Source organism: Streptomyces sp. NPDC058239, assembly GCF_042882185.1.
Classification (GTDB): Bacteria; Actinomycetota; Actinomycetes; order Streptomycetales; family Streptomycetaceae; genus Streptomyces.
On the sequence record NZ_JBHVWS010000002.1, the window covers coordinates 75728 to 100397 of the forward strand.

General features: G+C 69.4%; 20 protein-coding genes and 2 pseudogenes. 16 read left to right on the forward strand and 6 right to left on the reverse strand.

What is annotated here, in order from left to right:
* The first annotated feature begins 99 nt into the window (after positions 1-99).
* Together ACFVYE_RS02915 and ACFVYE_RS02920 are read left to right on the forward strand one after the other, a co-directional pair.
* Positions 100-1227, forward strand: coding sequence for an acyl-CoA dehydrogenase family protein (locus ACFVYE_RS02915; protein WP_383963160.1), 1128 nt, complete (start codon positions 100-102; stop codon positions 1225-1227).
* Positions 1224-1625 (forward strand): RidA family protein, encoded by a 402-nt coding sequence (locus ACFVYE_RS02920; protein WP_383963162.1) that lies wholly within the window; start codon positions 1224-1226, stop codon positions 1623-1625. Before ACFVYE_RS02915 ends, ACFVYE_RS02920 begins: the two co-directional genes overlap by 4 nt.
* A 58-nt stretch (positions 1626-1683) precedes the next feature.
* Here the strand turns inward: ACFVYE_RS02920 and ACFVYE_RS02925 are convergent, their stop codons facing one another.
* The 5 genes from ACFVYE_RS02925 to ACFVYE_RS02945 are packed head-to-tail and all read right to left on the reverse strand — an operon-like array spanning position 1684 to position 7154.
* Positions 1684-2817: an FAD-dependent monooxygenase gene (locus tag ACFVYE_RS02925; protein WP_383963165.1), complete on the reverse strand. Its 1134-nt coding sequence runs from the start codon at positions 2815-2817 to the stop codon at positions 1684-1686.
* 43 nt (positions 2818-2860) lie between these two features.
* Positions 2861-3430, reverse strand: a complete 570-nt coding sequence (locus ACFVYE_RS02930; protein ID WP_383963168.1) for an ATP/GTP-binding protein — start codon at positions 3428-3430, stop codon at positions 2861-2863.
* 6 nt (positions 3431-3436) lie between these two features.
* Positions 3437-3841 carry a DUF742 domain-containing protein gene (locus ACFVYE_RS02935; protein WP_383963171.1) on the reverse strand — a complete coding sequence of 135 codons (405 nt, stop codon included), beginning with the start codon at positions 3839-3841 and terminating at the stop codon, positions 3437-3439.
* Positions 3838-4275 carry a roadblock/LC7 domain-containing protein gene (locus ACFVYE_RS02940; RefSeq protein WP_383963174.1) on the reverse strand — a complete coding sequence of 146 codons (438 nt, stop codon included), beginning with the start codon at positions 4273-4275 and terminating at the stop codon, positions 3838-3840. The genes ACFVYE_RS02935 and ACFVYE_RS02940 overlap by 4 nt, the downstream gene beginning before the upstream one ends.
* Positions 4272-7154 carry a nitrate- and nitrite sensing domain-containing protein gene (locus ACFVYE_RS02945; RefSeq protein WP_389603775.1) on the reverse strand — a complete coding sequence of 961 codons (2883 nt, stop codon included), beginning with the start codon at positions 7152-7154 and terminating at the stop codon, positions 4272-4274. The genes ACFVYE_RS02940 and ACFVYE_RS02945 overlap by 4 nt, the downstream gene beginning before the upstream one ends.
* A 212-nt stretch (positions 7155-7366) precedes the next feature.
* Between ACFVYE_RS02945 and ACFVYE_RS02950 the strand changes: the two are divergent.
* The 14 genes and pseudogenes from ACFVYE_RS02950 to ACFVYE_RS03015 all read left to right on the forward strand — a co-directional run.
* A pseudogene (locus ACFVYE_RS02950) lies at positions 7367-7747 on the forward strand (LuxR C-terminal-related transcriptional regulator); the annotation flags it as partial.
* A gap of 342 nt (positions 7748-8089) precedes the next feature.
* The gene (locus ACFVYE_RS02955) at positions 8090-11017 is read left to right on the forward strand and encodes a Na+/H+ antiporter subunit A (RefSeq protein ID WP_383963180.1); all 2928 of its coding nucleotides are present in this window, start codon (positions 8090-8092) and stop codon (positions 11015-11017) included.
* Positions 11014-11619, forward strand: a complete 606-nt coding sequence (locus ACFVYE_RS02960; RefSeq protein ID WP_389603777.1) for a Na(+)/H(+) antiporter subunit C — start codon at positions 11014-11016, stop codon at positions 11617-11619. The genes ACFVYE_RS02955 and ACFVYE_RS02960 overlap by 4 nt, the downstream gene beginning before the upstream one ends.
* The gene (locus ACFVYE_RS02965) at positions 11616-13271 is read left to right on the forward strand and encodes a Na+/H+ antiporter subunit D (RefSeq protein ID WP_389603779.1); all 1656 of its coding nucleotides are present in this window, start codon (positions 11616-11618) and stop codon (positions 13269-13271) included. Before ACFVYE_RS02960 ends, ACFVYE_RS02965 begins: the two co-directional genes overlap by 4 nt.
* Entirely contained in the window at positions 13268-13891 is a 624-nt protein-coding gene (locus ACFVYE_RS02970) for a Na+/H+ antiporter subunit E (protein ID WP_383963186.1), read from the forward strand. The genes ACFVYE_RS02965 and ACFVYE_RS02970 overlap by 4 nt, the downstream gene beginning before the upstream one ends.
* On the forward strand, positions 13888-14232 hold the full coding sequence (locus tag ACFVYE_RS02975; protein WP_383963189.1) for a monovalent cation/H+ antiporter complex subunit F: 345 nt from the start codon (positions 13888-13890) through the stop codon (positions 14230-14232). The genes ACFVYE_RS02970 and ACFVYE_RS02975 overlap by 4 nt, the downstream gene beginning before the upstream one ends.
* Positions 14229-14582 carry a monovalent cation/H(+) antiporter subunit G gene (mnhG, locus tag ACFVYE_RS02980; protein ID WP_383963191.1) on the forward strand — a complete coding sequence of 118 codons (354 nt, stop codon included), beginning with the start codon at positions 14229-14231 and terminating at the stop codon, positions 14580-14582. Before ACFVYE_RS02975 ends, mnhG begins: the two co-directional genes overlap by 4 nt.
* 234 nt (positions 14583-14816) lie before the next feature.
* A complete protein-coding gene (locus tag ACFVYE_RS02985; protein ID WP_383963195.1) occupies positions 14817-15410 on the forward strand; it encodes a DUF5994 family protein in 594 nt (197 codons plus the stop codon).
* A gap of 60 nt (positions 15411-15470) precedes the next feature.
* Positions 15471-15944 (forward strand): DUF5994 family protein, encoded by a 474-nt coding sequence (locus ACFVYE_RS02990; protein ID WP_389603782.1) that lies wholly within the window; start codon positions 15471-15473, stop codon positions 15942-15944.
* Positions 15945-16206: 262 nt separating this feature from the next.
* The gene (locus ACFVYE_RS02995) at positions 16207-17031 is read left to right on the forward strand and encodes a hypothetical protein (protein ID WP_389603784.1); all 825 of its coding nucleotides are present in this window, start codon (positions 16207-16209) and stop codon (positions 17029-17031) included.
* A 398-nt stretch (positions 17032-17429) separates the two neighbouring features.
* Entirely contained in the window at positions 17430-17990 is a 561-nt protein-coding gene (locus ACFVYE_RS03000; RefSeq protein WP_389603786.1) for an SseB family protein, read from the forward strand.
* Positions 17987-18589 (forward strand): hypothetical protein, encoded by a 603-nt coding sequence (locus ACFVYE_RS03005; protein ID WP_389603788.1) that lies wholly within the window; start codon positions 17987-17989, stop codon positions 18587-18589. Before ACFVYE_RS03000 ends, ACFVYE_RS03005 begins: the two co-directional genes overlap by 4 nt.
* Positions 18589-23337 (forward strand): putative T7SS-secreted protein, encoded by a 4749-nt coding sequence (locus ACFVYE_RS03010; protein ID WP_383963207.1) that lies wholly within the window; start codon positions 18589-18591, stop codon positions 23335-23337. Before ACFVYE_RS03005 ends, ACFVYE_RS03010 begins: the two co-directional genes overlap by 1 nt.
* Positions 23334-24086, forward strand: coding sequence for a hypothetical protein (locus ACFVYE_RS03015; RefSeq protein WP_383963210.1), 753 nt, complete (start codon positions 23334-23336; stop codon positions 24084-24086). The genes ACFVYE_RS03010 and ACFVYE_RS03015 overlap by 4 nt, the downstream gene beginning before the upstream one ends.
* A gap of 82 nt (positions 24087-24168) precedes the next feature.
* Here the strand turns inward: ACFVYE_RS03015 and ACFVYE_RS03020 are convergent.
* A pseudogene (locus ACFVYE_RS03020) lies at positions 24169-24357 on the reverse strand (transposase); the annotation flags it as partial.
* Between the last annotated feature and the right edge of the window lie 313 nt (positions 24358-24670).

The following is a 24670-nucleotide window of genomic DNA, read 5'->3' on the forward strand; positions in this document are numbered from 1 at the left end:
ATCGCCCCCTTGTCGCCTCTGGAGCGTATCGTTTGGGTGACGGTAGTCAACGGTCCGCGATAAGAAGAGAAGACGAGACGCGACAAGAGAGGCGCCGGTATGACGGCATTCTCGCTCGATCCGGCACAAACCGCCTGGTGTGAAGAGCTAAGAGCCCTTGCCGAGCAGCAACTGCGCCCCCTCGCCGAAAAAGGCGAACCGGGCCACGTCAACCGCCCCCTGATCGCCGCACTCGGTGAGTCCGGCCTTCTCGACCGGCTGCTGAACTCCGGCGCCCTCGACCTCTGCCTGCTCCGCGAGTCCCTGGCACGCGGCTGCACGGAGGCCGAAACCGCACTGGCCCTCCAGGGCCTCGGTACCCACCCCGTGGTCCAGGCAGGCACCCCGGCCCACCGTGAACGCTGGCTCCCCGAGGTGCGCGCCGGCCGCGCCGTCGCCGCCTTCGCGCTCAGCGAACCGGGCGCGGGCTCCGACGCGGCCGCCCTGGCCCTGAACGCCGAACACGCCCCCGACGGCTGGCGGCTGACCGGCGAGAAGTGCTGGATCTCCAACGCACCCGAGGCCGACTTCTACACTGTTTTCGCCCGCACGACCCAGGGCGCCGGATCGCGTGGCGTCACCGCGTTCCTGGTCCCCGCCGACCGACCCGGACTGACCGGCACCGCACTCGACATGCTTTCGCCGCACCCCATCGGGGCTCTGGTCTTCGACGCCGTCCCGGTCACCCCCGACGATGTGCTCGGCGAACCGGACCGCGGCTTCCGGGTCGCCATGAACACCCTCAACCTGTTCCGTCCCAGCGTCGGCGCCTTCGCCGTCGGCATGGCCCGTGCCGCCCTCGAAGCCACGGTGGCGCACACCGCCGAACGCATAGCGTTCGGCGGTGCGCTGAAGGACCTTCAGGCCGTCTCCCACCAGGTCGCCGAGATGGCCACCCGTACCGAGGCCGCCCGGCTCCTGGTGTACGCGGCCGCCGCCGCGTACGACGCGGGGGAGGCCGGAGTACCGCGCCGCGCGGCCATGGCGAAGCTGTACGCCACCGAGACCGCGCAGTACGTCGTCGACACCGCCGTCCAATTGCACGGCGCCCGCGCCCTGCGCCGCGGCCACCTCCTCGAACACCTCTACCGGGAGGTCCGCGCCCCACGGATCTACGAGGGCGCCAGCGAGGTCCAGCGCACGATCATCGCCAAGGAGCTGTACACGAACCGGGAGGCGTCCGCATGAGTCCGGTCCACCGGATCAACCCCGCCGAACTCTCGCCGCCCGCGGGCTTCTCGCACGCAGTCACGGCCACCGGCGGCCAACTGGTCTTCCTGGCCGGGCAGACCGCCCTCGACCAGGACGGCAAGGTCATCGGCGCCGCCCTCCCCGAGCAGTTCGCGACGGCGCTCACCAATCTGCTGACCGCCCTGCGCGCGGCGGGCGGCGCCCCGGCGGACCTGGCCCGGGTCACCGTGTACGCCACCGACGTGGCCGACTACCGGGCCCATGCCGGGGAACTCGGCCGGATCTGGCGGCAGTTGGCGGGCCGCGACTATCCGGCGATGGCGGTCATCGGAGTGGCGCGACTCTGGGACGAGCAGGCGCTCGTCGAGATCGACGGAGTGGCGGTACTGCCGTGAAAGCGCCGGACGGGCCGGGCATGCCGAGCCCGTCCGGCAACGCGCTGATCCGTCCGGATCAGTAGGGCTTCACCAGCACATGCGCCGCGCCCGGAATGCCGACCTTCAGCAGCTCGTCCTCCTCGGGCGTGGTCCCGGTGCCCGTCTCCTGCTTGAGCACCGCACGCGACATGGCCTGCACCCACATGGCCCGGGGACGGCGGCGCGCCTCCCACGCTTCGAGGGCCGCGGCCACATCGGCCCCGGCGTCCAGCGACTCGGCGAGCACCAGCGCGTCCTCGACGGCCATCGCCGCACCCTGCGCGATGTGCGGTGTGGAGGCGTGCGCGGCGTCACCGGCCAGCACCACCCGGCCGACGTGCCACGGCTCCTCGACCGTCACCTGGGAGATCCGCGAGTACACCACCGCGGCCGGGTCGGTGACGGTGGCGAGCGCCTCGGCGACCGGTCCGGAGAACATCGCCAGCCGCTCCGTGAGCTGCTCATGGGCCCGCTCCGGGTCCGGACGGAAGTCCTCGGACTCCGCGAACACCGCACCCAGGTACATCAGCTCATCGGTGATCGGGGTGAGCAGCGCCTTGGCCTCCTTGCCCGCGGTGCCCATCACCACCCCCCGCACCTGAGGCTGCCGGGGCACGGTCACCCGCCAGTTGGCGAAGCCGGTGTACTGAGGGGCGTAACGGTCCCCGTACAGCCGGGTGCGCAGCGGCGAACCGATGCCGTCGAAGCCGACCACCAGGTCCCAGCGGCCGGTGGAGCCGTCGGAGAGGGCGACGTCCACGCCGGAACCGTCGTCGGCCAGCTCGATGATGGTGGTGCCGAAGCGGATCGTGGCCCCGGCGGCGACGGCGGCGGCGTTCAGCACCTGGGCCAGGGCGGGGCGCGGGATGCCGTTGTTGGAGGGGGCGTCGCCCATCCGCGGCTGCGGTATCTCGGCGAGCGTGTTGCCCGCCGGGTCGGCGATGGTCAGGATCTCCCACTCGAAACCCGCCTTGAGGCAGTCGTCGAGAACCCCGATCTCCCGCATCACATGGAGGGCGTTGGACGGCTGGATGATGCCGACGCCGAGTGCGTCCAGCTCGTCGCGGAGCTCGGCGACCTCGACGGTGTGGCCGCGCCGGGCCAGCGCGGTGGCGAGGGTGAGCCCGCCGATGCCGCCGCCGTGAATCAGGACGCGCAGGGGTGATGCCATCTCAGATCTCTCCAGAGCGAGAAAAGTAAGGGGGGACGAACGGTCAGCCGGCCGCGACGGGCAGGCTCATCAGGTGGTCCACCAGGGCCAGCAGTACGTCCCGGCCGAACGGCCGCTCACGGACGTCGCCGATCAGCAGCGGAACATGCGGATCGAGGTCGAGCGCGGTCCTGATCTCGTCCGGCGTACGGGTGTTGTGGCCGTGGAAGCAGTTGATCGCGACCACGAACGGGATGTCGCGGCTCTCGAAGAAGTCGATCGAGGCGAAACTCGTCTCCAGCCTGCGGGTGTCGGCGATCACGACACCGCCGAGTGCCCCGTTGACCAGGTCGTTCCACATGAACCAGAAGCGTTCCTGGCCGGGGGTGCCGAAGAGATAGACCACAAGCTCGGGACTGACCGTGATCCGGCCGAAGTCCAGGGCCACGGTGGTCGTTTCCTTCTGACCGACCCCGGCCAGGTCGTCGACGCCGATGCCGGCCTTGGTCAGGTACTCCTCGGTGCGCAGCGGGGCGACCTCGCTGACCGCGCCCACCATGGTGGTCTTGCCGACGCCGAAACCTCCGGCGATGAGGATCTTGACGGCGGCGGGAGCCGCCTGACTGCTTGTCATCTTGGTTCAGAGTCTCCGGAGTCCGTCACGAACGGCGGCCAGCATGCCCATGTCGGCCCCGCCGGCCGCCCGCGCCACCGAGAGCGGGGCACGGGCCAGCAGCAGGCCCTGGGCGACCAGGTCGGCCAGCAGGATCTTGGTCACCGACACCGGAAGGCCGAGGCCGGACGAGACCTCGGCGACCGCGGACGGGCGGCGGCAGCGTTCCAGGATCAGCCGGTGCTCCGGCTGGAGCCTCCCCGGCAGGCTCGGCACACCGTGCTCGTCCCGAGGGTCCTGCGTGGTCGTGAGCACGGTGATGAGGGTGAAGTCGTCCCGCTCGGGAGCGGTCCGGCCCCGGGTGATGGTGTACGGGCGCACCATCGTGCCCGCCCCGTCCTCCTCGGCCTCCTCCTCCCAGTACGGGGTCACGCGCGCTGCCCGTCCCCGGTACCGAAGGCGTCGAACTCACCGCGGGCCGGGGTGCCGAGCTTCTGGCCGACCTGCTGGACGAGGTTGTGCATGGCGAGCGACATGATCTCGGCATCCACTTCCTGGGAGGCGATCACGGCCAGGTGGGTGCCTCGGCCGGCCGAGATGATGAAGAGCCAGAGGTCCGCCAGCTCGACGATCACCTGGTGCACGCCGCCGCCGTCGAAGAGCTGACCGACACCGCGGGCCAGGCTCTGCTGGCCTGTGCAGATGGCGGCCAGCCGCTCGGCGTCGGCACGCTCGATGGTGCGTGAATGGCTCACCACCAGACCGTCGTCGGAGAGCAGGACGGCGTTCCGGGTCTCGGCCACCGAGTCCACCAGGCCGTCGAGCAGCCAGTCGAGATCCTGGTGGGTGGCGGTTGTGCGTGTCATGACCGTTCTTCTCTCGTGGGGAGGGGGGTGGCGGGCGGTGCGGGCTGCGTCGGCGGTTCGTCGGTCGCGCGGGCTGCGCGGGACCGGCGCTGGAAGGCTCCGATCGCTGCTCCGGCACGGCGCGGGGCCGGTCGCAGCAGCGGGTTCTCGTACCGGTCCGACGGCTTGGGTGCGGCGGAACGGGCGGCCGGGTCGATCCGCAGTTCGTCCACCAGGCTGGCCTGCCGTACCCGGCGCGGCAGCGGGGGCTCCAGACCGGGCGCGGGCAGGGCGGGCCGGCCGGATCCGCCCTCCGCGCGTACGGCGTCCGGGTCCGGCGGCGCCGGATGGTCGGGCACGGACACCGGCAGCTGTGCGGGGCGGGCGGTGTCCGGTTCGGAGTGCCGGGGCCCAGGAGCCGGGAGGCCCGGGCGGTCCGTGCCGACGCCGGAGGGGTACGGAGCGGTGTACGGCTGCTGCGGGGCCGGGTACGGCTCGTCGGGCGCCGCGTTCGGCGGCTGGTCCACGGGGTACTGACCGGCGGCCGTCATGTACGGCTGCTCGGACGGGCCGTACAGGGCCGCGTTCGTGGTGTACGGCGCAGCCGGTGCGGCGTACGGGCTCGTGGGCGCCCCGTAGGGATGGTCCTGCACCGGAATCATGTTCTCCGGTGCCTCGTAGGGCTGTTCCTGGCCGCTCGTGAACGTGTCCTCGGACGCCTCGTACGGCTGCTGTTCCTGCTCCGGCGCCGCGTACGGCTGCTCCGGGGTGGTGTAGGGCACGCCTGCCGTGTTCAGCGCGGTGACGCCGGCCAGTGCCTGACCCTGTACGCGGGTGGGCAGCGCGTCACCGGCCGCGGGGGCCGCCGCTGGAGCCGCCGCGGGGGAGGGCACGCCGACCGGGCCGGACTGCGGTGCGGGGACGGTGAGTTCGTCGGGGACGAGCACGACGACCCGGGTACCGCCGTACGCCGAGGAACGGAACTCCACCCGCAGGCCGTGCTGGTCCGCGAGCCGTGCGATCACATACAGACCGAGCCGGATGTCGTCGGAGTGGGCCAGCACGTCCATCCGGGGCGGCCGGACCATCAGTTCGTTGGCCGCGGCCAGCTGGTCCTCCTCCATCCCCAGGCCCCGGTCCTCGACCTCGATCGCCAGACCGCGGCTCACCCTGGCGGCCCTGACCTCGACCGGGCTCGGCGGCCGGGAGAAGCTGAGCGCGTTCTCGATGAGCTCGGCCAGCACATGCGAGACCGGGCCGACGGCCCGCTCCGAAAGCCAGGGGCTGCCGTCGAGATCCAGCACCACGCGCCGGTAGTCCTGCACCTCGCCCTGGGCGGAACGCATCACGTCCAGCAGTGGAACCGGCTTGCGCCAGCGCCGGTGCGGGGAACCGCCCGCGAGAATGACCAGGTTCTCCTCGTACCGCCGCAGTCGGGCGGTGAGGTGGTCGAGGTCGAAGAGGCCGTCCAGCACCTCGGGGTCCTCGTGCTTGTGCTCCAGCTCGTCCAGCTTCTTCAGCTGCTGGCCGATCAACTGCTGGGTACGGCGCGCAATCCGCTGGAGCAGCCGCTCGAAGCCCCGGTGCTGGTCGGCCTGTTTGACGGCCGCCGCCAGGGCACTGGTGCGCGCCAGGTTGAGCGCGTCGCCGAGCCGGCTCAGTTCATCGCCCTTGCCGCCCCCGCTGTCGTGCTCGATGGCACGGGCCTCGGCCTCGACATCGATGCGCTCGCCCCGGCCCAGCCGCTCGACGACATCGGGCAGGGCCTTCTCCAGCTCCTCGGCCCGCTCCTGCAGGCTGCCGATCCGGCGGCGGAGGTTGCGGGTGAGGCGCCAGGTGGTCCAGATGACCGCGATCACGGCCAGCAGACCGACCACCGTGGTCAGCACCATCTTGAACAGCAGTGACATCACACTGCCCTTGCCCTCCTCGACCACGAGGGCGGTGCGGTGCTCGAGCAGCTTCTCGATCTGCGGAGTGAGCTCGTCCATCGCGCCGCGCCAGGTCTTCTCCTCGGCGTCGATACCGACGAACCCGGCGGCGTCGGCATCGGCCGGGCGCAGCACCTCGTTCTCCACCTGCGTCTTGGTCTTCCAGGCCGAACTGCGGGTGATCTGCTCCCACATGGCCTTCTCGTCCGACGGCAGATAGGGGACGACCTTGGTGGAGTACTGGAGCGACTGGCCGGAAACGGCCTCCCGGAACTGCCTCAGGTCCTCGGTGCTCAGCTTCCCCTTGGACCAGCCGCGCGCCAGCAGCGCGTCCGAACGGGAGATCATCTCCTTGGTCCAGAACAGGTCGACCAGCGGCTGCGAGAGCGTGGTGATCCTGCCGTTGTCGACATGGCTGAGCGCTGTGAAGAGTTCCAGGTCCACCGCGATCAGGTCCGTGTAGTAGCCGTACACGACCCTCTGCTGATCGCTGTCGCCCTCGTCGACGAGGGCGCGCTGGGCGGGCAGTTGGCTGATTGCCTCACGGGCCTTGCCGACGGCGTCACGGACCTCGGCAGGGGCGTTGTCGGTCGCCACGTCGGAGAGCGACTGGAAGCTCTTGATCGCGTCGTCGGTCTGCCTGCGCTGCCGCTCCAGCGCATCGGTGGCGCCCTTGTGCCGGGCGAGCGTCTCGGCGCTGAGTCGCCGCTCCTCCTGCAGGTTGTAGTACACGATGTTGGACGGTTGGCCCGCCTTCTGGGCCAACTGCCCCTGGGCCGCCTGTCGTTGAAAGTCCAGCAGGGTCTGACCACTGGTGACGGCCCAGAGGGCGGCCAGGGCGACGCCGGGGACGACGGCCAGTACGAGCAGGGCCGTCCGCAGCGACATGGTGGTCGATTCGGTCCGCCGTGAGGCGCGCGTGCGCAGGGCGTGCTCCTTGACGATGATGCCAGCCTCACGACTGGTCAAATCCGTTGAGAACTTCGACACATAGATATTAGTCGCACTGCGAAAATGAAAAGGAAGTGGGCTCACAAGTGCATTACTGATCACGTACATCTCCGCCATCGAGATCCGGAGGCGCCCGGTCCGGACCGGGCCGAGTGGCGGGCCGGGTGATTGCGAGGGGTGCTCCGCATTTCGTGCGGCTGATTACCGCGCACGAGGTGCATCTGTGGGTCCGTGGCCGGCTCGCGCGGCGATCGTGCCGCTCACCGCGGGCGTGGTCGCGCAAAGAGAGTGTGTTCGACGCCGATCGGTTCATCGATGCTCTGGAACGCGTCGCCGATGGCGGGACCGCCATGGACCCAGCCGTCATCGCCGAACTGCTGTCCAGCGGGTCCTCGAACCGACGACTCGGACGGCTCACCGGACGCGAGCACTCCGTGCTCGGCCTCATGGCCGAAGAATTGTCCAATCAGGCCATCGGCCGGCAGCTCTTCCTCGGTGAAAGCGCCATCAGCAAGTACACCACCTCCCTGTTCGGCGAACTCGGCATCACCGACGACGGCAACAACAACCGTCGTGTCCTCGCGGTCCTCACCTACCTGAACAAGCCCTGACCGACCGGGGCGACGCCTGGACCCGCACCGCCCGGGCCGCTGCCACCGACGCCGTGATCGATGCCGGGGCCTGGGCGGACCGCACGGCCGTGAACGTCGCGGAGATCGCCGCACCGCCCGCTTCCGCCTGGTGCCCCAACTCGCCGAGGCCCTCAATGTGCCGACCCCCGCCGTGCGCAAGCCCGGCTCGGTACGAACCCACCGCGCCGAGCGGGGCGCGGCGCGCCGTACGGGTGAAGCGCGGTCGGGGATATATCTCTATTTAGTGCCCTTTGCCCTTGATGTATCGCCCAGGCCTCGGACGCCCGACCGGGGCGGGCGCGGGACGCCCCCCGGGGCCGTATGACCGCGCTCGTCGTCTGCCACTTCGTCCTGGCCGCCTTCGCACGCCCGCTGGTACGAGCGCTGGGCAGGCGCGCCTTCGTCGTGCTCGCGCTGCCACCGGCCGCCGCCACCGTTTGGGCTGCCACGCAGTGGGACACCGCGGCGTCCGGTGGCTCGGTCACCTGGTCGTGGCAGTGGATGCCGGCATACGACGTCACCGTCGATCTGCGGCTCGACGCACTCGCCGAACTGATGGTGCTGCTCGCGGCCGGAATCGGCACGCTCGTCCTGCTGTACTGCGCCTCGTACTTCACCGACGAGACCCCGCAGCTGGCCGGCTTCGCCGGGAACCTCCTCGCGTTCGCGGGCGCCATGCTGGCCCTGGTCCTCGCCGACGACCTGATCTCGCTCTATGTGTTCTGGGAACTGACCACGGTCTTCTCGTACCTGCTGATCGGGTACGACAGCGAGCAGAAACACAGCCGCCGCTCCGCGCTCCAGGCGCTCACCGTGACCACGCTCGGCGGCCTCGCGATGTTCGTCGGCTTCCTGATCATCGGTCAGTCGGCGGGCACCTACCGGATCTCCGCCATCCTCGCCGACCCGCCCGGGGCGAGCCTCGCCGTCTCGGTCGCCGTGGTGCTGATCCTGTGCGGGGCCCTGTCGAAGTCGGCAATCTGGCCGTTCAGCCTCTGGCTGCCGAACGCCATGGCCGCGCCCACCCCCGTCAGCGCCTATCTGCACGCCGCCGCGATGGTGAAGGCCGGTGTCTACCTGGTTGCCCGGCTTGCGCCCGGCTTCGCCGACGTACCGGTCTGGCGCCCCGTCGTGATCACCCTCGGCGCCGCGACCATGCTGCTCGGCGGCTGGCGGGCGCTGCGCCTGAACGACCTCAAGCTCGTCCTCGCCTATGGCACCGTCAGCCAGCTCGGCTTCCTCACCCTGCTCGCCGGGGTCGGCAACCGGGACGCGGCACTGGCCGCCGCCGTCATGATTCTGGGCCACGCGCTGTTCAAGGCCCCGCTGTTCCTCGTCACCGGCATCGTCGACCACGCGGCCGGCACCCGTGATCTGCGCAAGCTCTCCGGTGTGGGCCGGGCGCTGCCGCACGTCTGCACGGTCGCGGTGGTGGCCGCGGCGTCCATGGCCGCCCTGCCCCCGCTGCTCGGCTTCGCCGCGAAGGAGGCCGCGTTCGAGGCGCTGCTGCACGGAGACACCGCCGACCGCTGGGCGCTGGGCATCACGGTCGCGGGCTCGGCGCTGACCGTCGCGTACACCGTGCGGTTCGTCTGGGGCGCCTTCACCCGGAAACCCGGCGTCGAGGACACTCCGGTCCACCGGGTCGGGTGGGCGTTTCTCGCGTCGCCCGCTCTGCTCGCGGTCTGCGGGCTGGTGCTGGGACCTGGCGTCGGATGGACCGACCGGCTGCTCAGTGCGTACGCGGACACCTTCCCCCCGTCCGCGCATCCTTACCATCTCTCGCTCTGGCACGGATTCGGGACCGCCCTCCTGCTCTCGGCCGTCGCCCTGGTGGGCGGCGCGGTGCTCTTCGCCGTACGCACCACCGTTACCAGGCTCTCCCGACGGATCGCCTGGCCGACCGCCGACAGCGTCTTCGGGCACCTGCTGCTCGGCCTGGAACGGCTCTCCCTCCAGCTCACCGGCCTCGTCCAGCGCGGCTCGCTCTCCGTCTACCTCGCCACCACCCTGCTCGTGATGCTGGCCGGCCAGCTCACCGTCCTCGGTGTGGACCGGCCCTGGCACGGGGCGGCCGCCCCGAGGGTCTGGGACGTCCCTCTGCAGGGCGCCATCGCCGTGCTGACCTGCGCGGCCGCACTCCTCTGTCTCACCGTCAGCCGCCGGATGAAGGCCGTGGTCCTGGCGGGGCTGACCGGATACGGCGCGGCGCTGCTCTTCGTCGTCCAGGGCGGTCCGGACCTGGCGCTCACCCAGTTCTGCGTCGAGACCGTGTCGATGATCGTGTTCGTGCTGGTGCTGCGGCGGATGCCGGTGCACTTCCAGGAGTCGGTCAGTACCTGGCGGCGTGCCGTACGCATTCCGGTGGCGCTGGCCGCAGCGGCGACGCTCGGCGTGGTGGTCTGGGTCGCTGCGGCCGCACGCAGGGCCGCCCCGGCGGGCGCGGCCATGGTGGAGGAGACCGCCCACCACGGCCTCAAGGACGTCGTGGCCACCATCCTGGTCGACCTGCGCGCCTGGGACACGATGGGGGAGTCCGCCGTGCTCGCCGCGGCGGCGATCGGGGTGACGAGCCTGATCTATCTGCACCGCCGCACCGAGGGATCGTCACTGCGGGAAGAGTTGCAGGGGCGTACCGCCTGGTCGCTGACGGCCCCCGAGATGACGGGACTTCCGCACGGCGACGAAGGGGCACCGGAGCGCAGCTGGCTGGCAGCAGGCTCGACGCTCGCACCCGAGCACCGCTCGATCGTCTTCGAGGTCGTGGCCCGGCTGCTGTTCCACCCGATCCTGGTGCTCTCGGTCTATCTGCTGTTCTGCGCCGAGAACATGCCGGGCGGCGGCTTCGTCGGCGGGCTCGTCGCCGGGCTCGCCCTGATCACCCGCTACCTGGCGGGCGGCCGTTTCGAACTCGCCGAAGCCGCGCCGCTGCAGCCCGGACTCTTCACCGGCCTCGGCCTGTTCATCTCCACCGGCGTCGCCCTGCTCGGCCTCGCCGACGGAACGGTCCTGCACGCCTGGACCCACCACGGCCGACTGCCCCTGATCGGCGAATACCACCTGGGCACCCCGGTCCTCTTCGACTTCGGCGTCTATCTGCTGGTCCTGGGCGTGGTGCTGGACATCGTGCGCGCGCTCGGCGCCAAGATCGACCGGCAGATCGAGCGAGCAGCGGTCGAAAAGGCAGCCGCGGCGAGCACCACCACCCGCCCGGGAACAGCACCCGGGACGGGAGGCACGCCCGGATGACGGTCAGTTTCTCGCTCCTGGCCACCGCCGTGGTGCTGTGCGCGGTCGGCGGCATCCTCATGCTCACCCGGCCCCTCACCCGCATCCTGCTCGGCGCGGTGATCGCGGGCAACGGCATCAATCTGCTCGTCCTCGCCGCGAGCGGATCGGCCGGCCGGGAACCGCTCCTCTACGGCGTCCCGCTGGGGCAGGTCACCGACCCCCTGCCGCAGGCCATCGCGCTCACGGCGATCGTCATCACCCTCGCCACCACGGCGTTCCTCCTCGCCATGGCCTACCGCAGCCACCAACTGACCGGCACGGACGAGGTCCACGACGACCTGGAGGACCGGCGCATCGCGCTGCGCTCCGAGGTACTGGGGGAGCGGGACGAACTGCGTGAGCGGTACCGGGCCGCCCCGGACGTCACGGACGAGGAACGCGCCCGGTACCGCGAGGAGCGCCGCCGCCTGAGGGCCAGGCTGCGCGCCGACCGCGCCCTGCAGGCCCGCGGCCGGTACGCCACCGGGGACCTCTGGCACGACGTGCTGGGTGCGGACCCTGCGGACTACGCCCAGCAACGGGACCACTCCGCCGCCGCCGACCCGGGAGCCACCGGATGAACGCACTCGTCCCCCTGCCGGTGCTGCTGCCGCTCTGCGCCACCGGCCTCAGCCTCGCCTTCGGCACCCGGCTCAAGCAGGTCCAGCGCTTCATCAGCGTCGCCGTGCTCAGCGCCGTACTCGGACTCTCCCTCACCCTGATGATCGTCGCCGACACCCGCGGCCCGCTCTCCGTACACCTCGGCGACTTCGCACCACCGCTCGGCATCACCCTGGTCGCCGACCGGCTGTCCGGGCTGATGCTGACCGTCTCCTCCGCCATCACGCTCTGCGTGCTGGTCTACTCCCTGGGCCAGGGCATGGCCGACCGGGACGAGGAAACGCCCGTTGCGGTCTTCCACCCCGCGTATCTGATCCTGGTCGCCGGGGTCTCCTGCACCTTCCTCGCCGGTGACCTCGTGAACCTCTATGTCGGCTTCGAGATCATGCTGGTCGCCAGCTTCGTCCTGCTCACCCTCGGCGGCACCGGACCCCGCGTCCGCGCAGGCTCCACCTACGTGATCATCTCGCTGTTCTCGTCGATGCTGTTCCTCACCGCCATCGCCATGACATACGCGGCGACCGGCACCGCCAACTTTGCCCAGCTGGCCGGACGGCTCGCCGAACTCCCGCTCGGAGTACAGACCCTGATCCAGGCGATGCTGCTCACCGTCTTCGCCATCAAGGCCGCCGTCTTCCCGCTCGCCGCCTGGCTCCCCGACTCGTATCCGACCGCGCCCGCACCCGTCACCGCGGTCTTCGCCGGTCTGCTCACCAAGGTCGGTGTCTACTGCATGCTGCGTACGGAGACCCTGCTCTTCCCCGGCAACCGGCTGGGCGACCTGCTGATGGCCGCCGCACTCGCCTCGATGGTCGTCGGCATCCTCGGAGCCGTCGCCCAGACCGACCTGAAGCGGCTGCTCTCCTTCACCCTCATCAGCCACATCGGCTACATGGTCTTCGGTATCGGCCTCGCCACCCGGGACGCGTACGGCGGCGCGATCGTCTACGTCGCCCACCACATCACCGTCCAGACCACGCTCTTCCTGGTGGCAGGGCTGATCGAACGCCGGAGCGGCACCACCGAACTCACCCGGATCGGCGGACTGGCCAAGGCCGCCCCGCTGCTCGCCCTCCTCTTCTTCGTACCTGCCATGAACCTGGCCGGCATCCCGCCGCTGTCCGGATTCATCGGCAAGCTCGGGCTGATGCGGGCCGGTGTCGCCGACGGCAGCGTCTGGGCGTGGATCCTTGTCATCGGGTCGGCCGTGACCAGCCTCCTCACGCTGTACGTGATGGCCAAGGTCTGGAACCTGGCGTTCTGGCGGGCCGCGCCCCCCGGACAGGCCGCGTACGGCACCGTCCTCGAGTCCGGCTCCGACGAGGACGACAACGACGCCGACGAGGGCCCCGACCACATCCCGGGCAGCGGCGACGAACCGGTCCGCCCCCGCCATCAGCCCGCCGGGCGCGCGGTCGCCGCCACCCTGCACGGACACGCCGTCACCACCACCACGAAACTGCCGCGGCCGATGACCGCGGCCACCGCCGCAGCCGTCGCCCTCGGACTCGCCTTCACGGTGTTCGCCGGACCGCTGACCTCCTACACCGACCGCGCGGCCGCCGAACTCCTCGCACGCGCCCCCTATGTCGAGGCGGTGCTCGGCCGGTGAAACGCCTGATCAAGCTGTCCTTCCGGAACAAGGACCTGCCGCCCTTCAGCTGTGAGTTCGGCGGGCGGGGACGTGTGCTCGACCTCCCGCTGATCGCCTGGCTCACCCTCATCTGGGTGCTGTTGTGGTCCAGCCTGAACTGGGCCAACGTACTGACCGGTGTGCTCGTCGCGGTCGCCGTCTGCCTGGCCTTCCCGCTGCCCCGGGTCGACCTCGGGCTCCGCCTGCACCCATGGGGCATCCTGATGCTCGCCGGCTATCTGCTCTACGACATGTACACCTCTGGTGTACGGGTCACCCGGCAGATCTTCGTCGACCATCCGCACCGGGCCGCCGTCATCGCCGTACCACTGCGCTGCCGCTCCGACCTGATGCTCGCGGCCACCGCCGTCGCCGTGTCGAATGTGCCCGGCGGATCGGTTGTCGAAGTGCGCCGCGCCACGGCCACCGTGTTCCTGCATGTCCTCGACGCGGACAGACCCGCCGCACTCGATGCGGCGCGGCACTCCGTATGGCGGCTCGAGGAGCTGACGGTACGGGCCTTCGGCACCCCCGACGAGATCGCCCGCGTCGCCGAACCACCGCCACCGATCAGGCACGACAGGGGGGACGGCGCATGAACGTGCCGGAGACCGTCGACCGGGTGCTGCTCACCGCGGCCGTCGTCGTGATCGTCATCGCCGGAGCGGGGCTCCTCACCCGGATCTGGCGAGGCCCCTCCATGCTGGACCGGGCCATCTCGCTGGATGTGTGCGCGGCCCTCATCATCGCGGGTCTCGGCGCCAAGTCCGCCTTCGCACGCGACCCGTTCTACTTCCCGATCATGCTGGTGCTGGCGTTTCTCGGGTTCACGGGGTCGGTCGGCATCGCCCGCTTCATCGCCGCACGCGACCGGCCGGCGCTGCGGCGAGGCACGGACGGAACCGAAGGCAGCGACGGACGCGAGGGGGAAGCACGGTGAGTGTCTGGCTCCAGATCCTCGACACGGCCGGTGCGTTGCTGGTCTTCATCGGTGCGGCCATCTGTCTGCTCGGTGTGATCGGGATGCTGCGGCTGCCGGACGTGCTGTCCCGCAGTCATGCCGCCACCAAACCGCAGACGCTCGGCATGCTCCTGGTCCTCGCCGGGGTGGCCCTGCGGCTGCGCAGCGGCATGGATCTCGCCACCCTCGCGCTGATCGGCTTCTTCCAGCTGATGACCGGACCGGTCGCTGCCCACCTGGTGGCGCGATCCGCGTACCGGACCGGTCAGACCGATCACAGCGAGCTGCTCTTCGACGAACTGGACGAGCAGCTGACCGAGGAGCGCTGACACTCTCCCGCTGCCAGCAGTCGTGGCGCGCCGCGTTCCGGCCGAGAGCGGGCGCGGTCGGTACGGGTGACATCGGTGCGGTCCGGCGTCCTGCCGGCCCGGTCCGGTCCGGTCCGGTCCGGAGTACCCTGGAGTTACCGAGGACAATTCGTGCACCCGCTTTCAGGTTGGTGCCGCTCTCGGCGATTCACGACACCGGGCCGGTCATGACCGGCCCGGGGCAGGGTTCGCGTCATGACCGCGACCATTCAGTACACGTCCGCGGTCGAAGACCGGACCCCTTCTTCGTTGCCGCTCCGACTCATGCTGGCGCCCGCCGGCACCTCTCCGACTCTGGTCGACGGTGCATGGTGGCCCCGCTCCCGCGACCTGACGGCGGAACTGCCGTCGCTGACGGCCGCACTGGATCCGTTGTGGGGCCGGATCACCCGGGTCACCGTGAACCCCACGTTCTGGCCGGTCGTCCCGCGCAAGGTGCGCGTCGCCGGGCATCTGGTCCATGTCGGCTGGTTCAAGGCCGAACAGGACCCCCATAAGCTCCTGCTGCTCTCCTACACGACCGGTCGCTGGGACCTGCTGGTGATCCCGCCGGAAACCAGCCCGGCCACAGCTGCCCGGCTGATGACCGCAGCAACCGATCCCTCGCGGGTTCTCACCGCGAGCGGTCTGATGCGGGAGGCGGAGTTCTTCCGGATCGCGGCCGAGGCCGACTGGGACTCGACCCGGGAACTGGTCTGGGACTCCGAGGGCGGCCAGGGCGCATCTCCCCGGATGCCGGCCGCCCGACGAGCCGTTCCCGAGGGAACGGCCCCGGGCGCAGGGGCGTGAAGACCTTCGGCACCAAGGGTTGCCCGCTCCAGCAGGTGATCTCCAGACAGGTGGCAACTCATGACCGCCGACGAACGTACCCCGGAGCTTCTCCTGCTCCTGGCGGACACCGATGATCAGCCGGTGCCCGGTAGCGCTGTTCTGCGGATGGAGACGACCTCCAGCCGGGCCGGGTTCTTCGACGGCGCCTGGTGGCCGCGCTCCCGTGACATCAAAAGTCAGCTGCCCGGCCTGATCGACGCGCTGACGCTCAGGCTGGGCCCCATCGCGCGGGTCGGCCTCGACGCGAGTGCCTGGGACGACGCCCCGGGACACCTGGTCATCGGCGACCGCAGGATTCGTATCGACTGGTCCGCAGTCGCCGACAGCACAATGATCGTCACCCGCGGCCATCAGGACCACTTCTCGTTCCTGGTGATCCCGCCGCACGCCTCCGCCTCGGCCGCACACACCGCGATGACCAAGGCCGTACGGGACGGTAACTGCACATCGGCGGCGCAGATTCTCGACGCCGCCGGCATCGTCGCCACGTAGCCGGGAGGCAATACACAACAACGACCCCGGCAATACGCGCCGGGGCCGCCCTTCCGGGCCGTGCACATGAGCGTGCACCAACCCGAATCCCATGATACGCCCGAGGGATATTTCCGTCATAAGGAGTCAACGGCGCGGACTGGTGGACTGAAGCGGCGCGGGCCCGTCATCTTCGCCCCATGTCCTGCTCCGTGCTTCGCAACACCGCCGCCCCGACAGGTTTCTCCCACGTGCGGGTGGTGCCCGCGACTAGCCTCCGAACATGCTGCGTATCGCCGACACCCGCACCGGTCACCTCGTGGAGATCCCCGCCGCACCCCGCCGCCTGCTGCGCAGTTGCGTCCATCTGCCGGCCATCGGCACCGGAGCCGGACCGGTGTACCTGCGTGTGCCACTGGTCGGCGACGTACTGGCGCGCACCGCGGAGCTGAACGGCCTGCAGGTCGTCACGGTCCTCACCACCCCGGACCTGACGCGCGATCAGGCCCGAGCGCTCGAGCGCGTCATGACGGTGCTCGGCATCCATCCGCCCCTCGTCGTCGAAGGCCACCATCCGGAAGGGGCACTCGGCGGCCCTGCCGACGTACACGTGGTCGCCCAGGGCACCGACACGGACGACGCCATGGGCGGGGTCCGGGTCGGTGTGGGGCAGGTCGGTACGGCGCTGCTGGACGATGGTGTCCCGGACCCCGGCCACCTTCTCTCCCCGGATCTTCCGGACGTACTCGTACCGGAGGTCGCCGATCCGCTGGCCGTGCGCCTGCTGTTGCTCGGCAGCTCCTACGGCACACCTGTCACGGTCACCGGTGGAGCGCTGGCCGACGCCCGGCGCACACTGCGGCAGTGGCGTCAGCAGGTGGCCGACTGGGCGAAGGAGCCGTCCAGGCCGATCCCCGCAGACCTGCTGCGACAGTCGCATGCGGCGCTCGTCGACGATCTCGGTGTCGACGCCGTACTGGATCTGCTGGCCGATGTGGCGGGACGGTCCGATGTGCCGGCCGGTGCCAAGTTCGAGACCTTCGCCCATCTCGACCGCGTCCTCGGCCTGGACCTCGTCCGCGACGTCGGCCACCAGAACCGTCCGTAACGGCCGACGGCCCCGTGAACAGGCAGGCTGCCTGGACCGGGGGACCGTCGGGTCACACCCTCAGATGTCCCGGAAGAGACCAGCGAGCCCTGTGACCTGCCGCGCTTCATCGCCCCGAGTGACTGACCTGCGCAGGAAGCCGAGGGGGAGCGAGGACGCCGTGGAGCCGCTGAGAGGCGAGGATCCCACGCGGATCGGGAGCAGGACTGTTGGGATCTTTCGGAATCAGGCCGCCGGGGCCGGGCGGGACGGTGGGGACGTTGTCGGACCCCGGCGCGTCACTTTCCCGCCCGGCTTCGGAGCGAACGAAGGCCCAGGGCTCAGCGGAGCGTTTCCGCGGGTGTTTGCAGGCCCGCCCGCGCGTGGGTGGAGCTGGGCCGGGTCCAGCCCATGGCTGGATGGCCATTTTTGTTCGTTGCTATTGGAAAGCGTGCCGTGACAGCATTCGACGCGTGTTCGATAACAGGGATGACATGGCAGAGTCGCCTGCCCGGCGTTCGAAGATCGCGGTCTTGGACGCCTGGCCTGATGACAAGGTGCCTTCCATGCTGATTGAGGCACCGGCACCGGCCCGTGCGATGGAGCCGGACGGTGATCCGTTGGCGGCGGCTCGGCGTGAGTTTGCTGTTTTGCTGGGAGAGTTCCGGCGTACGGCGGTGTTGGTGCCGTTGGATGAGTCGGGGGATCTGTGGTCGGCGGAGCAGGGTGGGGTCCGCTGGATTTGTGCGTTCTCGGACGAGGAGGCGTTGGCCCGGTTTGCGCGGGCTCGGGGGGATGCGGCGCGGGAGTGGGTGTACCGGACGGTGTTGGGTGCGCGGTTGCTGGATGTGATGGTGCCGATGTTGCCGGGGCCTGCGGGGGTGGCGCTGGATGCGGGCGGTGAGGACGGTGTGTTGTTCCCGCCGGTTGCGGGGATCGTGCCGGATTCGGTGGCGGTGGATCTCGGGGGTGTGGGGTGAGCGGGGACGGGTCTGATCTTCGTGTGCCGCCTGAGGCGTTGGCCGCGATTGCGAAGGGGATCGATCTGGCGCATGCCGAGCTGAAGGATCTCGGGATGATCGGTGAGGCGTCCGCGGGCCGTGGTTTTTCGGATCTCGGCTTGTCGGGGCTGGAGTTGGGGCATGGCGGGCTGGCGGCGGAGTTCGAGACGTTCTGTGATCGCTGGGAGTGGGGTGTGCGGGCTCTGACGCAGAAGGGCAACAAATTCGCTGTGGGGGTCGGGCTGTCGGCGGGTTCGTTCGCGGAGCATGAGCAGTACGTCAAGGACTCGTTCAAGATCGGTGTGAACTCGCTGAACGGGAATCCGCACCTGTCCGAGGACGAGGTCAAGGAGATGAGCTGGGACACGATCCGGAGCCAGTCGATGTACGACAACCCGGACTTCAGTGCGGAGTCGGCGCTGAGGGCGAACGAGGAGGTTGACCAGCTGTGGCGGGACACCGGTGCCGAGATGGGGATCGGGGGGCCGGATCCCACGGGGAACGCCTGGACGGTGGATCCGGCGTTGCGGGAGGCGGTTGCTGAGGCCGAGCGGTCGGAGCGGGGGCAGAGAGACTGATGGTGGACTGGGGGAGGCTCGGGGACGGGCTGGTCGACGGGGCCGGTCATCTGCTCGACAAGGGCAAGGAGTTCGCCGGCGAGGCCATTGACACCGGTACTGACATGCTGGGTGCGGGCCTGGACAAGGTCGGGGCACACGGCTGGGCCGACGGGGTCGAGGACTGGGGAGATGAGACCGCGTCCTCGCTGGGGGCGGAGGTCGGTGAGAAACAGCTCGGGCAGAGCGAGGAAGCGGACGAGCTGATCCACGGCAGGCCGGAGAAGATCGCTGCCACGGTGAAGAACCTCCGCGACTTCCAACAGGCGTTCGATCTCGTCGGCGGCGGGATGAAGAAGCTCGACTCCGGCCACTGGAAGGGGGAGGCCGCCGACGTCTTCCGGAGGTATTTCGAGACCCTGCCGACCGACTGGCTGCGTGCGGCGGACGCGTTCGAGGACGCGGCCAGGGCGCTGGAGACGTACGCGCGGACGGTGACCAGTGCTCAGGGCAAGGCCCGGGAGGCCATCGCCCTGTACAAGGAGGCCAAGCAGGACTACGAGACGGCCGCAGCCGAGTTCCAGCAGAAGGCGGAGGCGTACAACGCGGTCCGCAACACCGATCATCCGCTGCCGCATCCGGGAAAGTTCTCCGATCCGGGGCTGGCCAAGCGGCAACTTGCGCAGGAGATACTGCAACTTGCGCGGCAGACGCGCAACGAGGCGGCCGAGACGGCCAAGGGCACGGTCACCGCGGCGATGGCACACGCGCCGAAGGAACCCACCGGCCTGGACCGCCTCAAGCGGGAGGTCTACGACCAAGCCCTGGGACAGGGCATCGAGCTCGCCCACTTCAGCGGCGGGATCGTCAAGGGCGGCGCGGGACTGGTCAACTTCATCCGCTCGGTCAGCCCGACGGACCCGTACAACCTGACCCACCCGGCCGACTACTACAAGGGCGTCCACACCACACTCGCCGGCCTCGTCTCCACCGGAGCCAACCCCGACCGGGCCCTCAAGACCGCCTGGGACTCCGCCAAGGGCGACCCCTCCGAATTCATCGGCCGCCTCGTACCCGAAATGATCGGCACCAAGGGCGGCGGCCTGACCAAGGGCGGCCTGCGCGCCGGGATGAAGGACCTCCTCGAACGCCGAAAGGGCAGGAACCGGAACGGACACGAGCAGAACCCCGACTCCAACTCCAACCAGTGCAGCAAGGTCAAGTGCGCCGGAGACCCCATCGACGTCGCGACCGGACGCATGCTGCTCCCGCAGACGGACATCGTGCTCCCGGGATCTCTGCCCCTGGTCTTCGAGCGCGTCTTCGACTCCTCGTACCGATCCGGCCGCTGGTTCGGATCCGGCTGGTCGAGCACAGTCGATCAGCGCCTGGAGATCGACGTCGAAGGCGTGGTGTTCAGCTGCAACGAGGGCAGCCTGCTGGCCTACCCGCATCCAGCGCCCGGCGTTCCCGTCATGCCCACGCATGGCCGACGCTGGCCCTTGGACCGGGTAATCGACGGCTACACCATCACCGACCCGGAGACCGGCCACGTCCGGCACTTCGTCGACCAACCCAACGGCGAGCTGGCACTCCTGGTTCAGATCGACGACCGCAACGGCCGCTGGATCACCTTCGAGTACGACCAGACAGGCGCGCCGACGTCGATCGTGCACCACGGCGGATACCACCTGAAACTCACCACGAACGACGGCAGGATCACCGCCCTTCACCTTGCGGGCGCCGCCCCCGACGGCACCGACCAGGAAATCCTCCGCTACGGCTACACCGACGGCCACCTCACCGAAGTCACCAACTCATCAGGCAAACCCTTGCGCTTCGGCTGCGACGAACTGGGCCGCATCACCTCATGGACGGACACCAACGGCAGCCGGTACGAGTACGTCTACGACGAGCACGATCGCTGCGTGTACCAGGCCGGCGCCGATGGACACCTCGAAGCCCACTTCACCTGGGACGACACCGACCCCGACACCGGCCTGCGCATGACGTCCATGACAGACAGCCTCGGCCACACCAAGCGATACGTGATCAACGACCGCTCCCAAGTGGTAACTGAATTCGACGCGCTGGGAGCCGCCATCCGCTTCGAGCACGACCGCTACCACCGGCTGCTGTCCCGTACCGACCCTCTCGGCCACATCACCCGCTTCACCTGCGACGAGACAGGACGACTGACCACCGAGGTCCGCCCCGACGGCCTGGAATCATCCGTGCAGTACAACGATCTCCAGCTACCGGTCCGCGTCACCAACCCGGACCGGACCGTGGTCGAGTACGCATACGACGAACGCGGCAACCGAACTGCGGCCACTGACCCGTCCGGCGCCATGACCCGCACCGCCTACAACGAGACCGGTCACCTGGTCTCCGTGACGGACGCACTCGGCAACACCACTCGCATCCGCAGCAATGCCGCTGGCCTGCCTGTCGAGATCACCGACCCGCTCGGTGCCATTACCCGCATCACACGCGACGCCTTCGGCCGCCCCACCACGCTCACCGATCCCCTTGGCGCCGCCACCCGCTTTGAATGGAGTGTCGAAGGTAAACTCTCTCACCGCACTGATGCGGACGGCACGACGCAGTCCTGGACCTACGACGGCGAGGGCAACTGCCTGACCCACATTGACGCTTCCGGTGGCGTCTCAAGCTACGAATACACCCACTTCGACCTCCCACTCGCCAGTACCCGTGCCGACGGCGGCCGCTACGAGTTCGAGCACGACAACGACCTGCGCCTCACCCGGGTCACCAACCCGCAGGGTCTGACCTGGGTTTACGAGTACGACGCGGTTGGCAACATCGTGTCCGAGACCGACTTCGACGGGCGCACCCTGACCTACCGCGTGGACGCTGCGGGCCAGCTCACCGAGCGGGTCGACGCCCTCGGCGGAACCATCTCCTTCGAGCGAGACCGGCTCGGCCAAGTGCTCAGCAAGAACGTCGACGGCCGAGTGACGACCTACGCGTACGACAGAGCGGGCCGCCTTCTGGAGGCAGTTGGTCCGGAGGGCGAACTGCAGTACCAGTACGACCGTCGCGGACGGGTCAAAGTGGAACTCGTGAACGGCCGTCCCCTCCTCCACGCCTACGACGACCTTGGACGGCGTATCCGCCGGACCACGCCCACCGGACATGTCACTTCTTACGCCTACGACTCCGACGGCCTTCTCTCGCGGCTGACCACAGGTGGTCGGTGGGTCGACTTCACCCACGATGCCGTCGGCCGCGAGCTGGTCCGCGCCTTTGGGGAGGCGGTCACCATGACATCAGCCTGGGACGAGGTCGGACGGCTTACCGCGCAGCACATCACGGCAGGAATCCAGGCCGTCAACAGCCGTTCCTACGGCTACCGTGCCGACGGGCATCTGCTCTCCGTCGCGGACCGGCTGTCGGGCACCCGCACCTTCGATCTCGACCGCATGGGCCGGGCCACCGCTGTCCACGCCCCGGGCTGGACGGAGCGGTACTCGTACGACGACGCGGGCAACCAGACCTCGGCGTCCTGGCCGGACCGGCACCCGGGCAGTGAGGCCACCGGACCGCGTACCTACAGCGGCACCAGCATCACCCGCGCCGGCGGTGTCCGCTTCGAGCACGACGCCCTCGGCCGGGTCACCCTGCGGCAGAAGATCCGCTTGTCCCGAAAAGCCGACACCTGGCGTTACGAGTGGGACACGGAGAACCGCCTCACCTCCGTCACCACGCCCGACGGGACCCGTTGGCGCTACCGCTACGACCCACTGGGGCGCCGCACTGCGAAGCAGCGCCTGGCTGCCGACGGCGACACTGTGACCGAGGAGGTCTGTTTCACCTGGGACGGCCTCACCCTCTGTGAACAGACCAGTCACCGGCCGGACGCGCCGAACGCGGTCGCTCTCACCTGGGACCACCAGGACGTCGTCCCGCTGGCGCAGACCGAGCGCATCCTCACGGCCGACGGCCGTCAGGAGGAGATCGACCGTCGGTTCTTCGCCATCGCAACCGACCTTATCGGCACTCCGACCGAGCTGATCGACGAGTCGGGCGCCATCGCCTGGCGCGGCCGGAGCACCCTGTGGGGCACCACGGCCTGGGCCCGGGACAGCAGCGCATATATTCCGCTGCGCTTCCCTGGACAGTACTTCGACCCTGAGACCGGGCTCCACTACAACTGCTTCCGCCACTATGACCCCGAAACCGGCCGCTACACTTCCCCGGACCCCCTGGGGCTGGCTCCTGCGCCGAATCCCGTCGGCTACGTGGACAACCCTTACACGGGGTGCGATCCGCTGGGCCTGAAGTCGTGCACGGAGGAGGAAAAGGCCGAGCAGGCCAGGCAAAAGAAGGTCAGGGAAAGGGCCCTGAAGGTTGTGGACGGGGTCAGTGAAAGGGCACAGGACGGCACGCTCCGCAAGCACCGCAAGTACCACGGAGACGAGACGCACAACTTCAGCGACGAAAAGGTCCTGGAGATCCTGAAGAACCCGGACGCGGTGTACCAGTCGGAGGGCAGCGCCGGAAAGCTCATCTTCCGGAAGGGCGAGGACGTCGTCGTCACCCATGGGCCGGGTTCCCAAGCCGGCCAGGCCATCACGGCGTACGGGCCGTCGGGTATCAAGGGCGAGTCCGGCGCGAGGGCGCTGGGCGGCGAGGCCACGGACCCCGGTGCGCCGATCACCGACAGGGACATCGTGGAGGGAAGGATTCCGGGCGGGGGCGGATTCATGCCCCGCGCGGAACTATTGAGGGAGCGCAAACCATGAGATTGACTATTGACAACGACTGGCACGCGGCGGTGACAGCCGATCCGCTGCCCATCATCCCTCGCTTCTCGGGCAACTCCGTAGACATTGCACACTACGCGGACGTGAAGGAACGTGAGCGGTTCCTCGTGGCCACTTTCGGCAGCCAGGAACGGTTGTGGGATACGCCCGACGTACTCCGGTTCGACCCGGACAGCCGGAGACTGGCCGGTGCGGAGTTTCAAATGCCGGGGGAGTCCGCTTCTGCCGAGGACGCCAACCGCGTTTCCATCCTGCCCGCAGTACGCCCGGGTGGGCTCCGCGCGGACGAGGTCCGGGACTTCCGGCTGGAGATGTGCGAGGTGCTGTGCCGCACTCCCGGGGACACCGTGCTGACCAGCCTGCGCGACCGCGACGTCCTCAACGAGCAACTGGAGGCCCGCATCGGCATTGCCCCCGATGTGGCCCTCCTCGTCCAGCACGGCACCGTCGTCGGCTGGAGTCTCACGGATCCGGCGCGTTACCTGGCTCAGGCGTTCGCAGCCCCCGACCCCAATCCACCGTTCCCTGCTACCCGGCGGCTGCTCACCGAGTGCCTGGACCTGATCACTGAGCCGGTGATCGACGACGTGATGGACGGTGAACCGGCCGCCCTGGCCCGGCTCAGGGCCACCGACCAGGCCCTGCGCACTCAGCACGAGGACCGTTCCCGGGCCGACGCGCTGCTCGCGCTCATCGCCAACCTCGTGGAGGACCATCGAAACTGGTGACGGACAGCCGAAGATGCTGAGGCGAACTTGGGGCTGTAGGCCACGTTTCGTGGACTTCGCCGGCTGTTGGTCGCGTACACATCTTCCACGGCCCGAACCGTTCGGGCAGATCACGCCGCTGCGCTCCGGTAAGCACCCGGTGCAAAATCCCGTCGATCACCTGCCGGTGATCCCTTCGCCGGCCACAACGTCCGTTGTTGGTCGGCAGGAACGGTCGCAGTCGTTGCCGCTGAGTAAGCCCGGGGCGCGGTGGGTGCCGATGGTCGACCAGACGCGGTCGGCGTGACACGACCGACATCGGACGTTGCGAGGCCACTTCGGCGATAACCCTCCGTGAAGGCTGACGGATACTCAGGCATAGCCGATGTGGCGTCAGTCATGCGAGATCATCTTGCACGTGCGTTGCACAAGGTGCTGAAAAACAACAGTGATCAGTGGAGGGCCGGGAAGGTAGGTATCCGCAGGTCAGCTGGCATGTTGAGGTGTGGTGGGCCCGGGGACCCAAGGGGCCCAAAACCCCCCCGGGAGATGTAGCGGGCGAAAAAGAAAATGGCGCCCCCCGGGGTGTTGCCGAGCCCCCCCAA

Excerpts from the sequence above, each read along its gene's own strand:
- ACFVYE_RS02915 (WP_383963160.1), top strand. The coding sequence starts at position 100 with ATGACGGCATTCTCGCTCGATCCGGCACAAACCGCCTGGTGTGAAGAG.
- ACFVYE_RS02920 (WP_383963162.1), top strand. The coding sequence starts at position 1,224 with ATGAGTCCGGTCCACCGGATCAACCCCGCCGAACTCTCGCCGCCCGCG.
- ACFVYE_RS02925 (WP_383963165.1), bottom strand. The coding sequence starts at position 2,817 with ATGGCATCACCCCTGCGCGTCCTGATTCACGGCGGCGGCATCGGCGGG.
- ACFVYE_RS02930 (WP_383963168.1), bottom strand. The coding sequence starts at position 3,430 with ATGACAAGCAGTCAGGCGGCTCCCGCCGCCGTCAAGATCCTCATCGCC.
- ACFVYE_RS02940 (WP_383963174.1), bottom strand. The coding sequence starts at position 4,275 with ATGACACGCACAACCGCCACCCACCAGGATCTCGACTGGCTGCTCGAC.
- ACFVYE_RS02955 (WP_383963180.1), top strand. The coding sequence starts at position 8,090 with ATGACCGCGCTCGTCGTCTGCCACTTCGTCCTGGCCGCCTTCGCACGC.
- ACFVYE_RS02960 (WP_389603777.1), top strand. The coding sequence starts at position 11,014 with ATGACGGTCAGTTTCTCGCTCCTGGCCACCGCCGTGGTGCTGTGCGCG.
- ACFVYE_RS02965 (WP_389603779.1), top strand. The coding sequence starts at position 11,616 with ATGAACGCACTCGTCCCCCTGCCGGTGCTGCTGCCGCTCTGCGCCACC.
- ACFVYE_RS02975 (WP_383963189.1), top strand. The coding sequence starts at position 13,888 with ATGAACGTGCCGGAGACCGTCGACCGGGTGCTGCTCACCGCGGCCGTC.
- ACFVYE_RS02985 (WP_383963195.1), top strand. The coding sequence starts at position 14,817 with ATGACCGCGACCATTCAGTACACGTCCGCGGTCGAAGACCGGACCCCT.
- ACFVYE_RS02990 (WP_389603782.1), top strand. The coding sequence starts at position 15,471 with ATGACCGCCGACGAACGTACCCCGGAGCTTCTCCTGCTCCTGGCGGAC.
- ACFVYE_RS02995 (WP_389603784.1), top strand. The coding sequence starts at position 16,207 with ATGCTGCGTATCGCCGACACCCGCACCGGTCACCTCGTGGAGATCCCC.
- ACFVYE_RS03000 (WP_389603786.1), top strand. The coding sequence starts at position 17,430 with ATGGCCATTTTTGTTCGTTGCTATTGGAAAGCGTGCCGTGACAGCATT.
- ACFVYE_RS03010 (WP_383963207.1), top strand. The coding sequence starts at position 18,589 with ATGGTGGACTGGGGGAGGCTCGGGGACGGGCTGGTCGACGGGGCCGGT.
- ACFVYE_RS03015 (WP_383963210.1), top strand. The coding sequence starts at position 23,334 with ATGAGATTGACTATTGACAACGACTGGCACGCGGCGGTGACAGCCGAT.